Raw genomic sequence first — 21,594 nt, 5'->3', positions numbered from 1 at the left:
ATGACTGACAAAACTATTCCGTTCTCGGTGCTGGATCTGGCACCGATCCCTGAAGGTTCTTCTGCAAAAGAGGCCTTCACACACTCGCTTGATCTCGCCCGACTGGCCGAAAAGCGCGGCTACCACCGCTACTGGCTGGCAGAACATCACAACATGACCGGCATCGCCAGCGCCGCAACTTCAGTGCTGATTGGCTATCTGGCTGCCAATACCACCACACTGCATCTCGGTTCCGGTGGCGTTATGCTGCCTAATCATTCGCCGCTGGTGATCGCCGAGCAGTTCGGTACCCTGAATACGCTGTATCCGGGACGCATCGATCTTGGGCTTGGCCGCGCGCCGGGGAGCGATCAGCCAACGATGCGTGCGCTGCGCCGCCACATGAGCGGTGATATCGATAACTTCCCACGCGACGTAGCTGAACTGGTGGACTGGTTCGACGCCCGCGATCCTAACCCTCATGTGCGCCCGGTTCCCGGCTACGGCGAGCAGATCCCGGTCTGGTTATTGGGCTCCAGCCTGTACAGCGCACAGTTGGCAGCCCAGCTCGGCCTGCCGTTTGCCTTCGCGTCGCATTTTGCTCCAGATATGCTGCATCAGGCGCTGCATCTGTATCGCACCCAGTTCAAACCCTCAGCGCGGCTGGCAAAGCCGTATGCGATGGTGTGCATCAACATCATTGCCTCTGACAGCAATCGCGACGCCGAATTTCTTTTCACCTCAATGCAGCAAGCGTTTGTGAAACTGCGTCGTGGCGAAACTGGCCAGCTACCGCCGCCGGTAGAGAATATGCATCAGTTGTGGTCCGCTTCTGAGCAATACGGCGTACAACAGACGCTGAGCATGTCGCTGGTCGGTGATAAGGCGAAAGTGCGGCACGGTCTCGACGCGATTTTGCGTGAAACCCAGGCCGATGAGATTATGGTTAACGGCCAGATTTTCGATCATCAGGCACGGCTACATTCGTTTGATTTGGCGATGCAGGTGAAAGAAGAGTTGCTGGGGTAGTACGTTGTTTTGCCCGGTGGCGCTTCGCTTACCGGGCCTACAGGATCAAGTAGGCCGGATAAGGCACAGCCGCCATCCGGCACAACAACGTTACTGATAAACCGGTAACAGATTAAAGCTCGACAGAATATGGATAATCGCGTTGCCAATACCAAATACCAGGATCAGCGCAATCATCGGCTTGCCGCCCCAGACGCGGAATTTCGGGCTACCGAAACGCTCGCGGGATTTACGCGCCAGCAACGCCGGAACAATGGCGGCCCAGATGGTTGCCGCGAGTCCTGCATAGCCAATGGCGTACAGGAAACCGTTCGGCCACAGCAATCCACCCACAATTGGCGGGACAAACGTCAGCAATGCCGTTTTAAAACGCCCCATCGCCGAGTCATCAAAGCCAAACAGATCCGCCAGATAGTCAAACAGACCGAGCGTGACGCCGAGGAATGAACTCGCCACCGCAAAGTTAGAGAACACCACTAACAGTAGATCCAGGCTGCGGCTGTTCAGCACACCGCTCAGCGCCTGTACCAGCACATCAATGTTACCGCCCTGCTGCGCAATACCGATAAACTCCGGACGTGGAATATTCCCCATCGTTCCCAGTAACCATACGGTATACAGTACCAGCGCCAGCAACGTGCCATACACCAGACACTTCACAATGGTTTTCGGATCTTTACCGTAGTACTTCATCAGGCTCGGGACGTTACCGTGGTAGCCGAACGACGCCAGACAAAACGGCAGCGTCATCAACAGGTACGGTGTATATGAAGCGTTGCTTTGTGCCACGTTAAACAGCGTAGTGGGCGTAACATGCCCCAGCAGACTGCCAAAGGTCAGGAAAAAGGTAATCACCTTTGCGCCCAGCACAATTGCCGTCATGCGGCTAACCGCTTTGGTGCTTAACCACACCACAAATGCCACCAGCAGCGCAAAGCCAAGACCCGCCGCGCGCGCCGGAACATTCAGCGACATCTCGAAGAAGGTGTGATGCAGAATCGACCCGCTCGCTGAAATATAGGCGTAGGTCAGGATATAGAGAACGAAGGCGATCGAAATGCCGTTCACCACGTTCCAGCCTTTACCCAGCAGATCTTTCGTGATGGTGTCAAAGCTGGAACCAATGCGGTAATTGAGGTTCGCTTCGAGGATCATCAGTCCGGAATGCAGCATACAGAACCAGGTGAAGATCAGCGCCGCCATTGACCAGAAAAACCACGCCCCGGACATGACCACTGGCAGAGAAAACATCCCCGCGCCAATAATGGTGCCGCCGATAATCACCACGCCGCCGAGCAGCGAGGGTGACGTTTGGGTGGTGGTTAGTGTTGCCATTTAGCCATCTCTCCAGTCATTTATATTGTGACTACATCTCAATGTGCCGCACTGTACCAGTACACGAGTACAAATAAAATAAAAAAAGCCCCGATTGTTGAGATCGGGGCTGTATATATTACTTTACGCAGTGAAACTTATGCGTCACCGCCGAAACGACGACGACCAGCGGAGTCATCACGACGCGGAGCAGAAGAATCGTCACGACGCGGACCACGGTTGCCTTCACGACGTTCGCCGCTGAAACGACGACCATCGCCACGACCGCCTTCACGGCGCTCACCGCTGAAATTACGACCTTCGCCACGACCGCCTTCACGACGCTCGCCGCTGAAACGGCCACCGCCACGACGCTCACCACCGGTGTGCGGAACTGCATCGCCAACCAGCTGCATATTCATCGGCTTGTTCAGGATGCGAGTACGGGTAAAGTGCTGCAGCACGTCGCCCGGCATACCTTTCGGCAGCTCGATGGTGGAGTGGGAAGCAAACAGCTTGATGTTACCGATGTAACGGCTGCTGATATCGCCTTCGTTAGCAATCGCGCCAACGATATGACGAACTTCAACACCGTCATCACGGCCCACTTCAATGCGGTACAGCTGCATATCGCCAACGTCACGACGTTCACGACGCGGACGATCTTCACCACCACGGTCATTACGCGGGCCACGATCGTTGCGGTCACGCGGACCACGATCGTCACGGTCGCGGAATTCGCGTTTCGGACGCATCGGCGCATCTGGCGGCAGGATCAGCGGACGTTCGCCCTGAGCCATTTTCAGCAGTGCGGCTGCCAGCGTTTCGATATCCAGCTCTTCTTCCGGCTGCATTTTCGCCAGCAGAGCACGGTACTGATCCAGATCGCTGCTTTCCAGCTGCTGCTGTACTTTAGCGGCGAATTTTTCCAGACGGCGTTTGCCCAGCAGTTCTGCGTTCGGCAGTTCTACTTCCGGAATCGTCAGCTTCATGGTGCGTTCGATGTTACGCAGCAGACGACGCTCACGGTTCTCAACGAACAGCAGCGCACGGCCAGCACGACCCGCACGACCAGTACGGCCGATGCGGTGAACGTAAGACTCGGAATCCATCGGGATGTCGTAGTTAACAACCAGGCTGATACGCTCAACGTCCAGGCCACGGGCCGCAACGTCGGTTGCAATCAGAATATCCAGGCGGCCATCTTTCAGACGTTCCAGAGTCTGCTCACGCAGGGACTGGTTCATGTCGCCGTTCAGTGCAGCGCTGCTATAACCGCTACGCTCCAGCGCTTCTGCCACTTCCAGGGTCGCATTTTTGGTACGAACGAAGATAATCGCCGCATCAAAATCTTCTGCTTCCAGGAAACGCACCAGCGCTTCATTTTTACGCATGCCCCATACAGTCCAGTAGCTCTGGCTGATGTCAGGACGCGTAGTAACGCTGGATTGAATGCGTACTTCCTGCGGCTCTTTCATAAAGCGGCGGGTAATACGACGAATCGCTTCCGGCATAGTCGCGGAGAACAGAGCGGTCTGATGACCTTCCGGGATCTGCGCCATGATGGTTTCAACGTCTTCGATGAAGCCCATACGCAGCATTTCGTCTGCTTCGTCCAGTACCAGACCGCTCAGTTTAGAGAGGTCCAGAGTCCCACGCTTCAGGTGATCCAGCAGACGGCCCGGCGTACCGACGACGATCTGTGGTCCCTGACGCAGGGCACGTAATTGCACGTCATAACGCTGGCCGCCGTACAGGGCAACCACGTTCACGCCGCGCATGTGTTTAGAGAAATCCGTCATGGCTTCTGCAACCTGAACCGCCAGTTCGCGGGTCGGTGCCAGCACCAGAATCTGAGGTGCCTTCAGCTCAGGATCAAGATTGTTGAGCAGCGGTAAAGAGAACGCTGCAGTTTTGCCGCTACCTGTCTGGGCCATACCCAGAACATCGCGACCGCCCAGCAGATGCGGAATGCACTCTGCCTGGATTGGAGATGGTTTTTCGTAACCCAGATCGTTAAGGGCTTCAAGGATAGGAGCCTTCAGGCCCAGATCTGCAAAAGTGGTTTCGAATTCAGCCATGTAGTACGTGTGCCTCAAAATTAATGGCGGCCAGTCTACATAACTCATCATGAAATTGATCTGCAATTTTCATTGAAAAGTGTGAACCGGCTCAAAGTAGGTGTATTAACGAACAACAACGCCCTCACCCGTGAAGGTGATGGCAATCAAAAAAGATTACGGGCTGATGTGTACGTCAGCTATTGCTGGTCCGATTCTGCCAGGTCATCTTGGTCCTGGCCCAGGAGCGATAATTCCAACAATGCGTATCGGTGCTCAACAAAGTTATGAACGTTGTTAGCCACCGCCAGTTTGAACAATGCCGTAGCGTTGTCCAAATCCCCCAGACTTAGGTAGTACTTACCTAAATAGAAGTTGGTTTCACTGAGATGCTCAGCGAGCGAGGTGTTATCCGTTGCGTCCGCCTTCAGGCGTTCCATCAGCGTTGCTTCGCTAATGTTGCCCAGGTAGAACTCGACAATGTTCCATCCCCATTGCTCTTTATCCGATTTCTCAAAGCGTTGCTTTAACGCTTCTTTAGCCTGCTTCTCATCGAGCTTCTGCTCGGCGAGATAAAGCCACAGACTACGGAAAGGATCATTGGGATCGTCTTGATAAAACGCTAGCAGATCATCTTGCGCTAACTTGTCGCGACCGCCGTAATACAATGCGATACCGCGATTTAAGTGCGCGTAGTTGTAAGTTGGATCAAGCTCAAGTACAGAATCAAACGCTTCATAGGCAGCATCAAAATTGCCTGCCTGCGTTAAATATATACCTAAGTAATTGAATACTTCAGGCATATCTGGTCGGATTGCCAGCGCTTGTGAAAAATCATTTCGCGCCAGTGCCCTCAGACCGAGACTATCATACAACACTCCGCGCTCATATAAAAGCTGTGCGCGTTCGTCATCGGTTAAAGCCCGACTGGCAAGAATTTGTTCCATACGTGCCAGAATCACTTCCTGCTGCAAAGTCGGTTGCAATGGTACTGCGAGGACTTCACTCTTACGCCAGGTGGAATTACTGCATCCAGCCAGCGTGAGTGCTGTCGCAACGAAACACCAGCGCAAAAAAGGCTTCATTTCCCACTCCCGAAGACAACGATTGAATGAACGTCCAGGTTCCCCGGTTGCTAACAAGGCATCCTGCCGGGTTAAAGGCCCTCCGCTCTCACGGAGGGCAATGGCAACCTTACTCGCCCTGGCTTGCCGGAGCTTCCGGTTCGCCTGCAGGCTGAGACTGCTCAGTTGCTTCTTTAATGCTCAGACGTACACGGCCCTGGCGATCAACTTCCAGAACTTTGACCGGTACTTCCTGACCCATCTGCAGGTAATCGGTCACTTTCTCAACGCGCTTATCAGCGATCTGAGAGATGTGTACCAGGCCTTCTTTACCGCCACCGATGGCAACGAATGCGCCAAAGTCAACGATACGGGTCACTTTACCATTGTAGATACGGCCTACTTCGATCTCTGCGGTGATCTCTTCGATACGGCGGATAGCATATTTCGCTTTTTCGCCGTCGGTCGCAGCAATCTTCACGGTACCATCATCTTCGATTTCAATGGTGGTGCCGGTTTCTTCGGTCAGAGCACGGATAACAGAACCGCCTTTACCGATAACGTCTTTGATCTTGTCCGGGCTGATCTTGATGGTGTGGATACGCGGAGCAAATTCAGAGATATCGCCACGCGGTGCGTTGATCGCTTGTTCCATCACACCCAGGATGTGCAGACGCGCACCTTTAGCCTGGTTCAGAGCAACCTGCATGATTTCTTTGGTGATACCTTCAATTTTGATATCCATCTGCAGTGCAGAGATACCGTCGCGGGAACCCGCCACTTTGAAGTCCATATCGCCCAGGTGGTCTTCGTCGCCCAGGATGTCAGACAGAACAACATAGTTGTCGCCTTCTTTCACCAGCCCCATCGCGATACCCGCAACGGCGGCTTTGATTGGCACGCCTGCGTCCATCAGCGCCAGGGAAGCGCCACATACGGAAGCCATAGAAGAAGAACCGTTAGATTCGGTGATTTCAGAAACCACACGCACGGTGTACGGGAATTTATCCAGTTCCGGCATCACTGCCAGTACGCCACGTTTCGCCAGACGACCGTGACCAATCTCACGACGCTTCGGAGAACCGACCATACCGGTTTCACCTACGCAGTACGGAGGGAAGTTGTAGTGGAACAGGAAGTTGTCAGTACGCTCGCCCATCAGTTCGTCGAGGTTCTGTGCATCACGAGTGGTGCCCAGGGTCGCAGTAACCAGCGCCTGAGTTTCGCCACGGGTGAACAGTGCGGAACCGTGGGTACGCGGCAGAACGCCAGTACGCACGTCCAGACCACGGATCATGTCTTTTTCACGGCCATCGATGCGCGGCTCGCCTGCCAGTACGCGGCTACGAACAACGTTTTTCTCGATAGCGTGCAGGATTTCACCCAGTTCGTTAGCGTCCAGGGTTTCGTCTTCAGCCACCAGGGTCGCGATGGTTTCAGATTTGATCACGTCAACCTGAGCATAACGCTCTTGTTTGTCGGTGATGCGGTAAGCATCGCTCAGGCGAGCTTCTGCCAGTGCGGCAACGCGTGCGTTCAGCGCTTCGTTGACGGCTTCTGGCTGCCAGTCCCAACGCGGTTTGCCAGCTTCTTTCGCCAGCTCGTTGATAGCCTGAATCACAACCTGCTGCTGTTCGTGACCGAAGACCACAGCACCCAGCATCTGGTCTTCGCTCAGCAGTTCAGCTTCGGATTCAACCATCAGTACGGCAGCTTCTGTACCGGCAACAACCAGGTCCAGCTTGCTTTCTTTCAGTTCGTCCTGAGTCGGGTTCAGTACGTACTGGTCATTGATGTAACCAACACGTGCAGCACCGATCGGGCCGTTAAATGGGATGCCAGACAGCGTCAGCGCAGCAGATGCACCAATCATGGCCACGATGTCCGGGTTAACCTGCGGGTTAACGGAAACAACGGTGGCGATAACCTGAACTTCGTTAACGAAGCCTTCCGGGAACAGCGGACGAACCGGGCGGTCAATCAGACGCGCAATCAGGGTTTCGCCTTCGCTCGGACGGCCTTCACGACGGAAGAAGCTACCCGGGATACGGCCAGCAGCGTAGGTACGCTCCTGATAGTTAACGGTCAGCGGGAAGAAATCCTGGCCTGGTTTCGCTTTTTTCTGGCCAACAACGGTAACGAATACCGCGGTGTCATCCATGCTAACCATAACAGCGGCAGTCGCCTGACGCGCCATCATGCCGGTTTCCAGCGTAACGGTATGCTGACCGTACTGGAATTTACGAACGATCGGATTAAGCAAAATAATATCCTTTCTCTATTTTTTGACGGCACATTTTTGCGCCATCGTTAATACCCGATCTTCTGCGCATCCTCGCGACTAATGACAACCCTAACCCATAAGCATGAGTAAAGCCTCTCATTAGCCGCGCGAACCTCTGCAACGGAAGATCATTCATAGCAACAATACATTAGTTTCCAGCGAATTGCTGCCATCTGCTGGAAAAAAGGGGCCATGAAGGCCCCCTCTTTCTGAAACTCGAAAGAATTAGCGACGCAGACCCAGACGCTCGATCAGCGCGGTGTAACGTGCAACATCTTTACGTTTCAGGTAGTCGAGCAGTTTACGACGCTGAGAAACCATGCGCAGCAGACCACGACGGCTGTGGTGATCTTTTTTGTGCTCTGCAAAGTGGCCCTGCAGGTGGTTAATCTGTGCAGTCAACAGTGCAACCTGAACATCGGTAGAACCGGTGTCGTTTGCATCACGACCAAACTCAGAAACGATTTTAGCGGTAGCTTCAGTACTTAGAGACATTTTAAAACTCCAAAGTGATAAGAATGAAAGGATGCCGATCTCTAATTCAGCTATCCCAGTATACGCCACGCAGATTGTTAAACAATTCACGCGACGTTAAGCGGCAGTATTCTACTCGCAGCGCCCTTTTATCGCAAGACAGAGAGCGCTATGCAGGATACTCAACCACCAGGCGACGGGGGGCGACACGACCTTCATCGTCCATCTCCCCCATGCCGATAAACTTGCCGTCATCGCCTTCCGTCACGCGGACCAGCCCTTCCAGCGGCGCGCCTGACGTCCGTACCGGGTTACCATTTTTAAAGTAAACCGAGGATGTTAAAGGCAAATTAACAACAGGATAGTCCGATGCTGGACTGTCCATTGGCATCAGCAAAGGATCAAGTAGCTGTGCTGCCGGAATGTTCTGCTGCTCGGCCTGTTCAACCAGCTCACGCAAATGTTCCAGCGTCACCATTCGATCCACCGGATACTTGCTGACCGTCAAACGACGCAGATACGTGACGTGCGCGCCGCAGCCCAACTTCTCACCGAGATCGTCAACAATGGTGCGAATATAGGTGCCTTTGGAACAGTGAACTTCCAGCTCCAGTTCGTTACCTTCGTGACGGATAAACAGCAGCTCATAGACGGTAATCGGTCGCGCTTCACGCGGCACTTCAATACCCTGACGCGCATATTCGTACAGCTTCTTACCCTGATACTTCAGCGCCGAATACATTGACGGGATCTGCTCGATATCGCCGCGGAAAGTCTCCAGCGCGCTTGCAAGCTGCTCAGCGGTGAAGGTTACCGGACGTTCCTGCACGATTTGCCCATCAGCATCCGAGGTGTCAGTACGCTGGCCCAGACGGGCAACCACACGATAGCGTTTATCAGAATCCAGCAAATACTGTGAAAACTTCGTCGCTTCACCGAGGCAAATCGGCAGCATGCCTGTCGCCAGCGGATCCAGCGCGCCGGTATGCCCCGCGCGGTTGGCATTGTAGATGCGCTTTACTTTTTGCAGTACGTCATTGCTGGACATGCCTTGCGGTTTGTCCAGCAGCAGAACACCGTGAATGTCGCGACCACGACGACGAGGACGACTCATCAGTCCTCCTTGCTGTCGTCCGCTGGGTTCACACGACGCTCATCGTCATGTTTCACCACGCTGGTCACCAGGTTGGACATGCGCATCCCTTCGACCAGTGAGTTGTCGTAGAAGAAGGTCAGTTCCGGCACGATACGCAGACGCATGGCTTTACCCAGCAGAGAGCGGATAAAACCAGAAGCTTCCTGCAGCGCCTTAATACCATTTTTAACGGCAGCTTCGTCCTGGTCGTTCAGGAACGTCACGAATACTTTGGCATACGCCAGATCACGGGACATCTCAACACCAGACACGGTAGTCATCATGCCCACGCGTGGGTCTTTGATTTCGCGCTGCAGGATGAGTGCGATTTCTTTCTGCATCTCCTGCGCGACGCGCTGCGGGCGACCAAATTCTTTCGCCATAATAAATTCTCCAGAATAAAGACAAAAAAGGGGCAATAAGCCCCTTTTTAAATTTCTTGCCGGGTGGCGCTTCGCTTACCCGGCCTACGCTTAATCATCTTCTCAGGATTTTGGGCTGCAAGTTGCGACCCAAAAGACGACGAAGATTATGCGATGGTACGTTTAATCTCGATGATCTCGAACACTTCGATCATATCGCCAACGCGAACGTCGTTGTAGTTCTTCACGCCGATACCACATTCCATGCCGTTACGGACTTCGTTGACGTCATCTTTGAAGCGGCGCAGGGATTCCAGCTCACCTTCATAGATAACCACGTTGTCGCGCAGTACACGGATTGGGTTGTGACGTTTGATCGTACCTTCGGTAACCATACAGCCTGCGATAGCGCCGAATTTCGGTGATTTGAACACGTCACGAACTTCAGCCAGACCAATGATCTGCTGTTTCAGCTCCGGAGACAGCATGCCGCTCATCGCTGCTTTCACTTCGTCGATCAGATGATAGATGACGGAGTAGTAACGCAGATCCAGGCTTTCAGATTCGATAACTTTACGTGCAGAGGCATCAGCACGGACGTTGAAGCCAACCAGAATCGCGTTGGATGCCGCTGCCAGAGTCGCGTCGGTTTCGGTGATACCACCCACGCCGGAACCGATGATCTTCACTTTTACTTCGTCGGTAGACAGTTTCAGTAAAGAGTCAGAAATCGCTTCGACAGAACCCTGCACGTCGGCTTTCAGGACGATGTTCACTTCGTGAACTTCACCATCAGTCATGTTAGCGAACATGTTTTCAAGTTTAGATTTCTGCTGACGAGCCAGTTTAACTTCACGGAATTTGCCCTGACGATACAGTGCAACTTCACGGGCTTTCTTCTCGTCACGAACGACAGTAACTTCGTCACCTGCAGCCGGAACACCGGACAGACCGAGGATTTCCACCGGAATGGATGGACCTGCTTCCAGTACTTCCTGACCCAATTCGTTACGCATCGCACGAACGCGACCGTATTCGAAGCCACAGAGTACGATGTCGCCTTTGTGCAGCGTACCTTCACGCACCAGTACGGTAGCAACCGGACCACGACCTTTATCCAGGAAGGATTCGATAACCGCACCGCTCGCCATACCTTTACGAACAGCCTTCAGTTCCAGAACTTCAGCCTGCAGCAGGATAGCATCCAGCAGCTCGTCGATACCGGTACCCGCTTTCGCAGAAACGTGAACGAATTGGCTCTCGCCGCCCCACTCTTCCGGCATGATGCCGTACTGGGACAGTTCGTTTTTAACGCGATCAGGATCCGCTTCTGGTTTATCGATCTTGTTGACTGCAACCACTACCGGCACACCTGCCGCTTTCGCGTGCTGGATTGCTTCGATAGTCTGCGGCATCACGCCGTCGTCTGCTGCAACAACCAGAACAACGATATCCGTTGCCTGAGCACCACGAGCACGCATGGAGGTAAACGCGGCGTGACCCGGGGTATCCAGGAAGGTGATCATACCGTTGTCAGTTTCAACGTGGTACGCACCGATGTGCTGGGTAATGCCGCCTGCTTCGCCAGAGGCCACTTTCGTAGAACGAATGTAGTCCAGCAGAGACGTTTTACCGTGGTCAACGTGACCCATGATGGTGACTACCGGTGCGCGCGGTTCAGCCGCTGCGCCGGTGTCACGGTCGCTCATTACTGCTTCTTCCAGCTCGTTTTCACGACGCAGGATAACTTTGTGGCCCATCTCTTCGGCAACCAGCTGTGCGGTTTCCTGGTCGATGACCTGGTTAATGGTCGCCATTGCGCCCAGTTTCATCATTGCTTTGATGACCTGAGAGCCTTTGACCGCCATCTTGTTCGCCAGATCGCCAACGGTGATGGTTTCGCCGATCACAACGTCACGGTTAACGGCCTGAGCTGGCTTCTGGAAGCCCTGCTGCAGAGCGGAACCTTTACGCTGCTTACCGCCTTTACCACCGCGAACCGCGGCACGCGCTTCTTCACGGTCAGCTTTAGATTCAGCGTGTTTGTTGCCTTTCTTCGCCGGACGCGCTGCTTTCGTGCTGCGAGTACGACCACGGCCGCCTTCGACTTCACGATCGTTCTCGTCTTCAGCCTGGCGAGCGTGCTGGGAAGTGGTGACGTGATAATCGCTGGTATCTTCAACAGGTTCAGCGTTATTCACACCATTTTTCTCATTTTCTTCCGCCATACGGCGAGCTTCTTCCGCTACGCGGCGCGCTTCTTCTTCAAGCTTGCGACGTGCTTCTTCTTCCGCTTTACGCTTCAGTTCAGCGGCTTCATTTTCACGGCGGGCTTTTTCGGCCTGGGCGGTTTTAGTCATATCGTCGGTCTGTTGATTGCTCACTTTGTCTTTTTCCGCAGCTTCACGTTTCGCTTTATCAGCGGCTTCACGCTTAGCTTGTTCTGCGGCCTCACGTTCGGCTTTTTGTTGCGCCTCGCGTTTGGCAGCTTCTTCTGCCTCACGACGGGCTTGCTCTTCCGCTTCACGCTGCGCCTGCTCTTCCGCGGCAAGGCGTTCAGCCTCTTGCGGATCGCGTTTCACAAAGGTGCGTGTCTTGCGGACTTCGATTTGTACCGATTTACTTTTCCCACCGGTACCTGGAATATTGAGAGTACTGCGCGTTTTACGCTGCAATGTCAACTTATCCGGCGCAGAGCCGTTTTCACGGTTCAGGTGCGCCAGTAAGGTTTGTTTCTCTTGTGCGGATACAGAGTCGTCAGCAGACTTCGGGATACCTGCATCAGCAAATTGCTGTACCAGGCGATCCACGGAGGTCTGTATCTCTGCAGCCAGTGTTTTTACGGTTACATCTGTCATACTGTTCCTTCCTGCTACAGTTTATTACGCTTCGTCGCCGAACCAGCAAATATTACGGGCAGCCATAATCAGCTCACCGGCTTTTTCGTCGGTCAACCCTTCGATATCAGCCAGATCATCAATGCCCTGTTCAGCGAGATCTTCCAGCGTACAAACACCACGGGCAGCCAGTTTGAAGGCCATCTCACGATCCAATCCTTCCAGATTCAGCAGATCGTCAGCCGGTTTGTTATCACCGAGGCTTTCTTCCTGGGCCAGTGCCAGAGTGGTCAGTGCGTTTTTAGCACGCTCGCGCAGCGCTTCAACAGTCTGTTCATCCAGGCCGTCGATTTCCAGCAGCTCTTTCATTGGCACGTAGGCCAGTTCTTCCAGCGTCGCAAAACCTTCTTCCACCAGAACGGTCGCGAAATCTTCATCGATATCGAGATATTTGGTGAAGGTGTCAATAGCTGCATGTGCTTCTGCCTGATGCTTCGCCTGCAGGTCATCAACGGTCATCACGTTGAGTTCCCAACCGCTCAGTTGTGAAGCCAGGCGGACGTTCTGACCATTACGTCCAATCGCCTGCGCCAGGTTACCGGCTTCAACCGCGATATCCATGGTGTGTTTGTCTTCATCCACCACGATAGAAGCGACGTCTGCTGGCGCCATTGCGTTAATCACGAATTGCGCCGGGTTATCATCCCACAGGACGATATCAATACGCTCGCCGCCCAGTTCGGTAGAAACCGCCTGAACGCGCGCACCGCGCATACCAACACACGCGCCGACCGGATCAATACGCTTGTCGTTGGTCTTAACGGCGATTTTCGCACGCGATCCTGGATCGCGAGCTGCCGCTTTAATTTCGATCACTTCTTCGCCAATTTCTGGCACTTCAATGCGGAACAGTTCAACCAGCATTTCCGGTTTGGAACGAGTTACGAACAGTTGCGCACCGCGCGCTTCCGGGCGTACAGAGTACAGAACGCCACGAATACGGTCACCTGGGCGGAAGTTTTCACGCGGGAGCATGTCTTCACGCAGGATCACGGCTTCAGCATTGCTGCCCAGATCCAGAGAAATGTTGTCGCGGTTTACTTTCTTCACCACGCCAGTAACGATTTCGCCTTCGTGCTCGCGGAATTGATCAACAACCATTGCACGTTCAGCTTCACGTACTTTCTGTACGATAACCTGTTTCGCGGTCTGAGTGGTGATACGGTCAAAGGTGACAGATTCAATCTGATCTTCAACATATTCGCCCACGTTCAGACTTTCGTCTTCGAAACGTGCCGCTTCCAGCGTAATTTCTTTGGTCGGCTGAGTAACTTCTTCTACGATTACCCAACGACGGAAGGTATCGAAATCACCGCTTTTACGATCGATTTCTACGCGAACGTCGATCTCTTGCTCATATTTTTTCTTTGTTGCTGTAGCCAGCGCACTTTCCAGCGCTTCAAAAATTTTCTCGCGTGGCAGCGCTTTTTCGTTGGATACGGCTTCAACAACAGCCAAAATTTCTTTGTTCATCGCGGGCTTTTCACCTCAATCCAGACTGTTAAAAGTGGGGAACCAGGTTCGCCTTCTGGATATTACTCAGCGCGAACACTTCATCTTTACCGTCGACTGTGACCGTGATCATCTCACCGTCCACCGCTTTGATAACGCCCTGCCATTTACGACGGTTTTGTACCGCCATACGAAGAACCAGCGTGACTTCTTCACCCAGGAAACGCACGTAGTGTTCAGCTGTGAACAGAGGACGGTCGAGACCCGGAGAGGAGACTTCCAGGTTATAGGCAACGGTGATCGGGTCTTCGACATCCATCACGGCGCTTACCTGATGGCTCACATCAGCACAATCATCAACATTGATGCCATCTTCACTATCAATATAGATGCGCAGTGTGGATGTGCGACCGCGAATAAATTCGATGCCGACCAGTTCGTAGCCCAGGGCTTCAACCGGCGCTGTAATCATCTCTGTTAATTTTTGCTCTAATGTGGACAAGCCCACCCCCAAGACATAAAAAAAGGGCCTAAAGCCCAGTTATTCTGTAGTCAGATAACAAAAAACCCCGATAAATCGGGGTTTTAGATAACTGAACCCTATAACCGCACCTGCGGTTCGGAGAACCTTCCGAAAGAATTTTTTTCAAATCCAGCTAAGAAGGCCTAAGTCTTCACAGTATATTTGAAAAAGAACTCTAAGGGAAAGTGGTTGCGGGGGCCGGATTCGAACCGACGACCTTCGGGTTATGAGCCCGACGAGCTACCAGGCTGCTCCACCCCGCGCCTGAAACGTGGCAAATTTTACTTGTTTTGGGTAAAAAATGCAAATACTGCTGGGATTTGGTACCGAGGACGGGACGTAAAATCTGCGCACAGTATATTGATTCACTATGTGTTATGTCAACCTTGTTACGACTATGCAAATCAATGAATGCTAACCAGCACAAATACGGCGGAAGACAGGAAAGATAAATCCGCCATCTACAGCGTTATTTAACGAAATTATCACTAAACTCTTCCTGTCATCGTTAAAAGGTGATTAAATGAAAACTCATTTATTTTGCATAAAAATGCAATTAACATAAAAAGCCGACCTCTTCACCAGTCTATCAAGCAGGGTTTTATTTTATGACGACGATTCTCAAGCATCTCCCGGTAGGTCAACGTATTGGTATCGCTTTTTCCGGCGGCCTGGACACCAGTGCAGCACTGCTGTGGATGCGACAAAAAGGGGCTGTCCCATATGCATATACTGCGAATTTGGGCCAGCCGGATGAGGATGACTATGACGCCATTCCTCGCCGTGCAATGGAATATGGTGCTGAGAATGCTCGCCTGGTTGATTGCCGCAAGCAGTTGGTTGCCGAAGGGATCGCTGCCATTCAGTGTGGTGCGTTCCATAACACCACCGGCGGGCTGACCTATTTCAATACCACCCCACTGGGCCGCGCAGTGACAGGCACTATGTTGGTTGCCGCCATGAAAGAAGATGGCGTGAACATTTGGGGTGACGGTAGTACCTATAAAGGCAACGATATTGAACGTTTCTATCGTTATGGTCTGTTAACCAACGCCGAACTGCAGATTTATAAACCGTGGCTGGATACCGATTTTATCGACGAACTCGGTGGTCGCCATGAGATGTCCGAATTTATGATCGCCTGCGGCTTCGACTACAAGATGTCTGTCGAAAAAGCGTATTCCACCGACTCCAATATGCTCGGCGCGACTCACGAAGCAAAAGATCTGGAATTCCTGAACTCCAGCGTCAAAATCGTCAACCCGATTATGGGCGTTAAGTTCTGGGATGAGAGCGTGAAGATCCCGGCTGAAGAAGTGACCGTACGCTTTGAACAAGGCCATCCGGTTGCGCTGAACGGTAAGACCTTCAGTGACGACGTTGAGATGATGCTGGAGGCCAACCGTATCGGCGGTCGTCATGGTCTGGGTATGAGCGACCAGATTGAAAACCGTATTATTGAAGCAAAAAGCCGCGGTATCTATGAAGCCCCGGGGATGGCGCTGCTGCACATCGCCTACGAGCGTTTGCTGACCGGTATTCATAACGAAGACACCATTGAGCAATATCACGCGCACGGTCGCCAGCTCGGTCGTCTGTTGTATCAGGGGCGCTGGTTCGACTCACAGGCGCTGATGCTGCGTGATGGTCTGCAACGTTGGGTAGCCAGCCAGATTACCGGCGAAGTCACGCTGGAACTGCGTCGCGGTAACGACTATTCAATCCTTAACACCGTGTCTGACAACCTGACCTACAAGCCAGAACGTTTGACCATGGAGAAAGGTGATTCCGTATTCTCGCCAGACGATCGTATCGGTCAACTGACCATGCGTAACCTGGATATTACCGATACTCGTGAAAAGCTGTTCGGCTATGCACAGTCTGGCCTGTTGACCGCCTCTTCCGCAACCGGTCTGCCACAGGTTGAGAATCTGGAAAACAAGGCGAAGTAATCCCTTTACATAAATGACAAAAGCCGCTTGCGCGGCTTTTGTCATTTAAAATTTATGAACGCAGCAGCTATATGTAAATGCATAAAAGTAATCAACCTATTGATGATTTGTATTCATGCAGTTTTATACCTCAGCCTTTCGCTAAAGCGTATTAACATTGCTCAAAGTTAGTTAACCGATTGTTCACTCAACTGTAAAAATACACATCTCACTTACCACGTATTAACCGCTAATAAAACCGCCAGGATTAATAGTATCTCCCCATTCCCCTCTGCGCGCTAAGGAAGAACTTACTCATCAAGAGTGAAATAACGTAGCCAAACCGGTTAAATGCCGCAGTATTGACAACATCTCCGCCAAACGGCAAAATGCTCCAGCATTTATCATTTGTTTTAATAAGCAAAATCTTACCAGACAACAGGTATGCTTTAGTGATAAACCCGTATAATTTCATGTTTTGTAACCTGTTGAATGATATAAAAACTTGATATTTTGCCGTACTCAGGTAATGAGATGGTGACTCACAAAACATATCTGAAGGCATCGTTCCTGAAGAACTCCCGAGTTGATTTTGGTTGTAGTACTATGCTGAAGCAACCCACAGCCTGGTTTTCCTGCGGTACTTCACCTAACTGACTGAAAATATAGCCATCCAGTTCTACATGAAAAAATGTGTGTAATCAACACGTTGAATGGCAATAGTCACAACAGAAAAGATCCGCAAGAAAATGCTGATTTTCGACCATTACAGGTCTAAAATACTGAAGCTATCTGCATATTTAAAAATAGCGGTTGTGAAGTTAAGTTTAAACATCACTTAACTTTTAGTTCAAAATCTTATAGCCTTCATCGCTTGTACAAGCATGGCTAGGGCGGTAGCGTTCCTAAAAAAAGCATGAAGGCAACAGAATGATGCCAGATACTGGTCATTCGGTGATGGCAGAACATACATCCTCAACTCGTTTTTAGCACATATATTGTAATTTAGACTAAGAAATAACCTCCTGATGCCTCATTTGTAATTTAACAAAAATGCTTACTGCTATAATCTATACATCACACAAAGAGAATTTTTCAAATAGGAATTATCTCGTTTTAGCCCATATTAGATATACATTGAATTAAATACCTTTAACACCAGAGGTAATAAATTTGAATCTCAAAATAAACATTTATTTATGTTTGGCGATATTTATTGGTAAGATTTTTTTAGATGCTATTTTATTTAAAGGGTTTACGGTTGATAGCTGGACATATTATGACTTATCAAAACAAATATTTTCTGGATATGAACCATCTTTCATCAGACAGTATCAATATAATTCGTTACATAGCCCTTCGTTTCCTTTTTTCTATCCTTTACTGATACACTTCATAGACACCATTTTAAATATCGGAATTTACTCTTCACTGGTATTAAATATTTTAATATTAATAGCCTGTTGTATTGTTTCAGGAGCAATATTAAAAAAATTAAATTTAAATCAAGAACGACTAATAATAATCTCATTTATATTATTATACCCCCCCTTTTTTCAGGAGGTGGCTTATGGAAGATCAATACCACTGGCGACGCTAGAAATATTATTAATTAGCTATATTTTCATCTCGCAGCAATATCTTAGCACCAAGCAATTATTTACTATTGGCTTAATTTTTTCAGTATCCATACTGACACGTTTTGAATTTCTCATCTCATTTATAATTTTCACATTATGGGTGTTATTTAAAGAGAAAAAGGTAATTGGGAAAATTTTATTCTTAGTCCCACCACTAATATCTATTGTAATATGGATAACGTATTCTGAGCGATATTTCAATACGTTATGGATAACTGAAAGCTCTAAATTAGTGTTGATGCCACCCCAGTTTGGTGCTCTAGATTATGTACCATCAATTGAAAATAATAGTTTTTTAAGTTTCATAACAAATATCATAGTAAAAGAAATAAAAACATTTACTTCATTTATACTATGGGGGGCATTAACACCTACATTTATAATATTAGCATATCTGATTTATAAGTATATTTCTCATAAGAAAAATATGCTTATCACGTTAAAGGGATATATAGGTACTAAACTAATTTTCCTGATCGTTACTATTAGTTCAGTAGTGCCTATTGTAGGACTCACAGGATATACTGATGGTAGATATTTCTTTAACCTATACTTATTAATAACGCTTTTCTTACTTTATACAACGCCTGCAATTTACAGTAAAAATAAGATAACGACACTGTGTTTGATCTATACAATTATAATTAGTTCAGCCTGGACTATCGGGAGAACGGTAAAAAAAAGCATATCAATTGACAGCTCACAAGAATATATAACACTGATAGATAAAGATAACATACGGCAATGTGTTGAAAAGCATAATTTGGAGAGGATTTTGTTTATTACAGAAAATGGCTTTGAACAAGTATCTGTATCCGAAGACGCTATAACCAGTACAGCATTGTATTTTTTGTCTCCGACTAATATTGACAAAAATAATATCAATAGATTTATTCACGACTATAATATTGATGCCATTTACAGTAAGAATTCAATATTAACAGACTTACCGACTATTCAATGCACTAGTAAATTGCATATTATCAAAAAATGAAATTTTTCATATCAATTTTTAGTGGCAGTTTGTTATCACAAGTGCTTGGAATAGGCATCATGCTGGCTCTTGTGAAATTTTATTCAGTAGAAGCTTTCGGCCTTTATGCAACAATTATGGCATGGTCAGGCCTGATATCCTACGTCGGTGCATTACGACTGAATCTTTTGCTAATCACCAGTGATATCTATGAAAAGCGGTTGCTCTTTCGTGCTTGCCAGATACTATCGTTGAGTACAACGATAGTATCATCGCTAATAGTGGTTATCAGTGTTCTATTTTTCAACTTATCAATTATTTATATTTCTATACCAATCCTTATTTTTTGCTTCAACTCATTTGAGATTCTCTATGATTACCACACATCAACCGGTAACCATCGAAAACTAAATATAATGCAACTAAATAGAGTTATATTAGTTGGTTTATCACAATTAGCACTAATGAAGTTTCAGTATGGGCTTATTATCGGGACAATCATTGGCTCAACGATTGTACTGATTATTAGTAGAATCAAGTTTGATAATAGCAAAGAGAAATGGTTAGGCGCGTCAATAAGTATTGTCAGAAAAAATACTAAATATATGATTATCCATACAACATCATCGATGATTCCATCTATAGGAACTCATTTACCAATAATATTTATTTCCAGTTTCTTTGGCTATCATTCCTCAGCACTGTATGCAATCGCAGAAAAAATAACCACGGTCTTTGTCACGCTAATGAACTCGGCAATGAGTCGCGCAGTGCTTTATAGCCTCTCAAATAAAGAAAAAAGAGCATTATTTAAATATGGCATTATCGGCATCATATTAGGCGTTATATATATAATATCATCGTACTTTATATTACCTGCAGTTGTTTATCTAATTGGCAATAAATGGAGTGGTAGTATTATATACTTGCAGAGTTTATCTTTCTGGCTTGCGGCAATATTAATTCTGTCCCCCAGTTATAATCGCGCTATTTTTTTTACTGCTACAAAGGAAATTTTCTTTATCGATTTATTGAGATATGGATTGAAACCTATTTTCTATATAACACTCTCAGTAATAGGTATAAAGCTACATAACATTGTAGCTTTGACATCTGTCAGCATGTACATACTGGCAATAATAGTCTTTATATTTTTATCTTTAAGGTGGAAGGATGTCTCGAATAGCTTTTATCAAAAATAGTTTAGAGTATCTACCTGAGATCGAAATTTACAAAGATTATTTCTCCAACCTTGGGTTACAAGTATCTATCGTAGAACATCCCGAAGATATATTAAATGCAGATATATATTGGTTTTTTATGGGAGTGGAACATAAAAAGAAAGTATCAGGACTGCATATTCATGAATATGCTTCACTTTCCACTCCGCCCTACGGAATTGTAAAAGACAAAATAAAAAGATTAATAAATATCGTTCCAGATGGAAGAGTGTTTTTAAATGAAACAATAAAACAAAAGGCATTCTTTAACGACCATGTCCCATTTACATATAGAGATATGGGGGTTAGCGAACACTTCTTTAGGAAAAATAATAATATAACAAAAGAATATGATTTCGTGTACATTGGGAGTCTCTCAGCAAAAAGAAACATAAGAAAACTACTGCAGTGTTTTAGTGAAAAATATTATCAGTACACATTACTTGTGATTGGCGAATGCCCTAATGACTTATATAATGATTTTAAAGCCTTTCCTAATATAATATTTTCTGGTCGGCTAAATTACAAGGATATACCAGCATTAGCCTGTAAAGCAAAGTGTGGGATAAATTACACCCCTAATATTTACCCTTATAAATATCAGACATCAACAAAGGTACTAGAGTATTTAGCGATGGGACTAAACGTATGCTCAACTCGAATTGAATGGGTTGAGTCTTTTGCTAAAAATAAAAAAATTGATAACATTCAATTTTTCAATGAAAGCCTAATTGATTTTAGACCTGAGGACTATTTATCAAATGGCGAGTATTGGGCGCACATTAAAGAATATAACTGGGATAAAATAATGGATAAGGCCAATCTACTTAACTTTATCCATTCAATAATAAAAAATAGGAGAATTGATGAACATAACAAATGATTCTATCATTATTGGCGGAGGCTTTTTTGGTGTTTATATCGCTAACTATTTAGCTTCCCAAGGACATAAGGTCACTCTGTTTGAAAAAGAATCGTCTTTAATGGAGCGTGCCTCGTATGTAAACCAGGCTCGCGTACACAATGGTTATCATTATCCACGCAGCCATCTCACAGCATTAAGGTCCAGGGCATCATTCCCAATTTTCTGTAATGATTTTAAAGAATGTATTGATGATGAATTCTCAAAATTTTATATGGTCGGGCGCATTCTTGGAAAAGTAACTGCACGTCAGTTTCAGTTATTTTGCCAAAGGATAGGGGCGCCTTGTGATATCGCCCCACATTGGATCAGAGATCTAACGAATAAAAACCTAA

Annotated in this window: 17 protein-coding genes and 1 tRNA gene; 6 read left to right on the top strand and 12 right to left on the bottom strand. The window is 48.3% G+C overall.

Features of this window, described 5'->3' with window-relative positions; genetic code table 11:
- On the top strand, window positions 1-1,008 hold the full coding sequence (locus HV041_RS24635) for a luciferase-like monooxygenase (RefSeq protein ID WP_182294300.1): 1,008 nt from the start codon (window positions 1-3) through the stop codon (window positions 1,006-1,008).
- 90 nt (window positions 1,009-1,098) lie between these two features.
- On the opposite strand, the gene mtr is transcribed toward HV041_RS24635, so the two are convergent.
- From mtr to HV041_RS24575, 12 genes are all read right to left on the bottom strand, one after another.
- Window positions 1,099-2,343 (bottom strand): tryptophan permease, encoded by a 1,245-nt coding sequence (gene mtr, locus HV041_RS24630; RefSeq protein WP_121585103.1) that lies wholly within the window; start codon window positions 2,341-2,343, stop codon window positions 1,099-1,101.
- 137 nt (window positions 2,344-2,480) lie between these two features.
- Entirely contained in the window at window positions 2,481-4,403 is a 1,923-nt protein-coding gene (deaD, locus tag HV041_RS24625) for an ATP-dependent RNA helicase DeaD (RefSeq protein WP_061068683.1), read from the bottom strand.
- Entirely contained in the window at window positions 4,396-4,476 is an 81-nt protein-coding gene (gene yrbN / locus HV041_RS24620; protein WP_010723222.1) for a protein YrbN, read from the bottom strand. Before yrbN ends, deaD begins: the two co-directional genes overlap by 8 nt.
- Window positions 4,477-4,582: 106 nt before the next feature.
- Window positions 4,583-5,467, bottom strand: coding sequence for a lipoprotein NlpI (nlpI, locus tag HV041_RS24615; protein WP_040234121.1), 885 nt, complete (start codon window positions 5,465-5,467; stop codon window positions 4,583-4,585).
- A 109-nt stretch (window positions 5,468-5,576) separates the two neighbouring features.
- On the bottom strand, window positions 5,577-7,709 hold the full coding sequence (gene pnp / locus HV041_RS24610; protein WP_047408353.1) for a polyribonucleotide nucleotidyltransferase: 2,133 nt from the start codon (window positions 7,707-7,709) through the stop codon (window positions 5,577-5,579).
- 246 nt (window positions 7,710-7,955) lie between these two features.
- Complete coding sequence (gene rpsO / locus HV041_RS24605; protein WP_000059465.1) at window positions 7,956-8,225, bottom strand: 30S ribosomal protein S15; 270 nt, start codon at window positions 8,223-8,225, stop codon at window positions 7,956-7,958.
- Between the two features lie 148 nt (window positions 8,226-8,373).
- On the bottom strand, window positions 8,374-9,318 hold the full coding sequence (gene truB, locus HV041_RS24600) for a tRNA pseudouridine(55) synthase TruB (RefSeq protein WP_003024986.1): 945 nt from the start codon (window positions 9,316-9,318) through the stop codon (window positions 8,374-8,376).
- On the bottom strand, window positions 9,318-9,722 hold the full coding sequence (rbfA, locus tag HV041_RS24595) for a 30S ribosome-binding factor RbfA (RefSeq protein WP_003024988.1): 405 nt from the start codon (window positions 9,720-9,722) through the stop codon (window positions 9,318-9,320). Before rbfA ends, truB begins: the two co-directional genes overlap by 1 nt.
- Window positions 9,723-9,868: 146 nt before the next feature.
- Window positions 9,869-12,559 (bottom strand): translation initiation factor IF-2, encoded by a 2,691-nt coding sequence (infB, locus tag HV041_RS24590; RefSeq protein ID WP_048213393.1) that lies wholly within the window; start codon window positions 12,557-12,559, stop codon window positions 9,869-9,871.
- A 24-nt stretch (window positions 12,560-12,583) separates the two neighbouring features.
- Window positions 12,584-14,071 carry a transcription termination factor NusA gene (gene nusA / locus HV041_RS24585; protein ID WP_043017784.1) on the bottom strand — a complete coding sequence of 496 codons (1,488 nt, stop codon included), beginning with the start codon at window positions 14,069-14,071 and terminating at the stop codon, window positions 12,584-12,586.
- A gap of 28 nt (window positions 14,072-14,099) precedes the next feature.
- A complete protein-coding gene (gene rimP, locus HV041_RS24580; protein WP_061068860.1) occupies window positions 14,100-14,552 on the bottom strand; it encodes a ribosome maturation factor RimP in 453 nt (150 codons plus the stop codon).
- 207 nt (window positions 14,553-14,759) lie between these two features.
- Window positions 14,760-14,836: transfer RNA gene (locus tag HV041_RS24575), tRNA-Met, on the bottom strand.
- Window positions 14,837-15,181: 345 nt separating this feature from the next.
- Here HV041_RS24575 and argG point away from each other — a divergent pair.
- From argG to HV041_RS24550, 5 genes are all read left to right on the top strand, one after another.
- Window positions 15,182-16,525, top strand: coding sequence for an argininosuccinate synthase (gene argG / locus HV041_RS24570; RefSeq protein WP_005131837.1), 1,344 nt, complete (start codon window positions 15,182-15,184; stop codon window positions 16,523-16,525).
- Between the two features lie 1,152 nt (window positions 16,526-17,677).
- Window positions 17,678-19,138, top strand: coding sequence for a hypothetical protein (locus HV041_RS24565; RefSeq protein WP_168216434.1), 1,461 nt, complete (start codon window positions 17,678-17,680; stop codon window positions 19,136-19,138).
- Window positions 19,135-20,319, top strand: a complete 1,185-nt coding sequence (locus HV041_RS24560; protein WP_048213395.1) for a polysaccharide biosynthesis protein — start codon at window positions 19,135-19,137, stop codon at window positions 20,317-20,319. The genes HV041_RS24565 and HV041_RS24560 overlap by 4 nt, the downstream gene beginning before the upstream one ends.
- Entirely contained in the window at window positions 20,291-21,220 is a 930-nt protein-coding gene (locus HV041_RS24555; protein WP_048213396.1) for a glycosyltransferase, read from the top strand. Before HV041_RS24560 ends, HV041_RS24555 begins: the two co-directional genes overlap by 29 nt.
- Window positions 21,204-21,594 (top strand): FAD-dependent oxidoreductase (locus tag HV041_RS24550; protein WP_182294299.1); only part of this gene is annotated, 391 nt, incomplete at its 3' end. The genes HV041_RS24555 and HV041_RS24550, both read left to right, overlap by 17 nt.

The sequence above is a fragment of the Citrobacter sp. RHBSTW-00029 genome, from assembly GCF_014104295.1.
Lineage (GTDB): Bacteria > Pseudomonadota > Gammaproteobacteria > Enterobacterales > Enterobacteriaceae > Citrobacter > Citrobacter youngae.
Note: the sequence above shows the minus strand (reverse complement) of the source record. Positions and strands in the feature narration are given on the sequence as shown.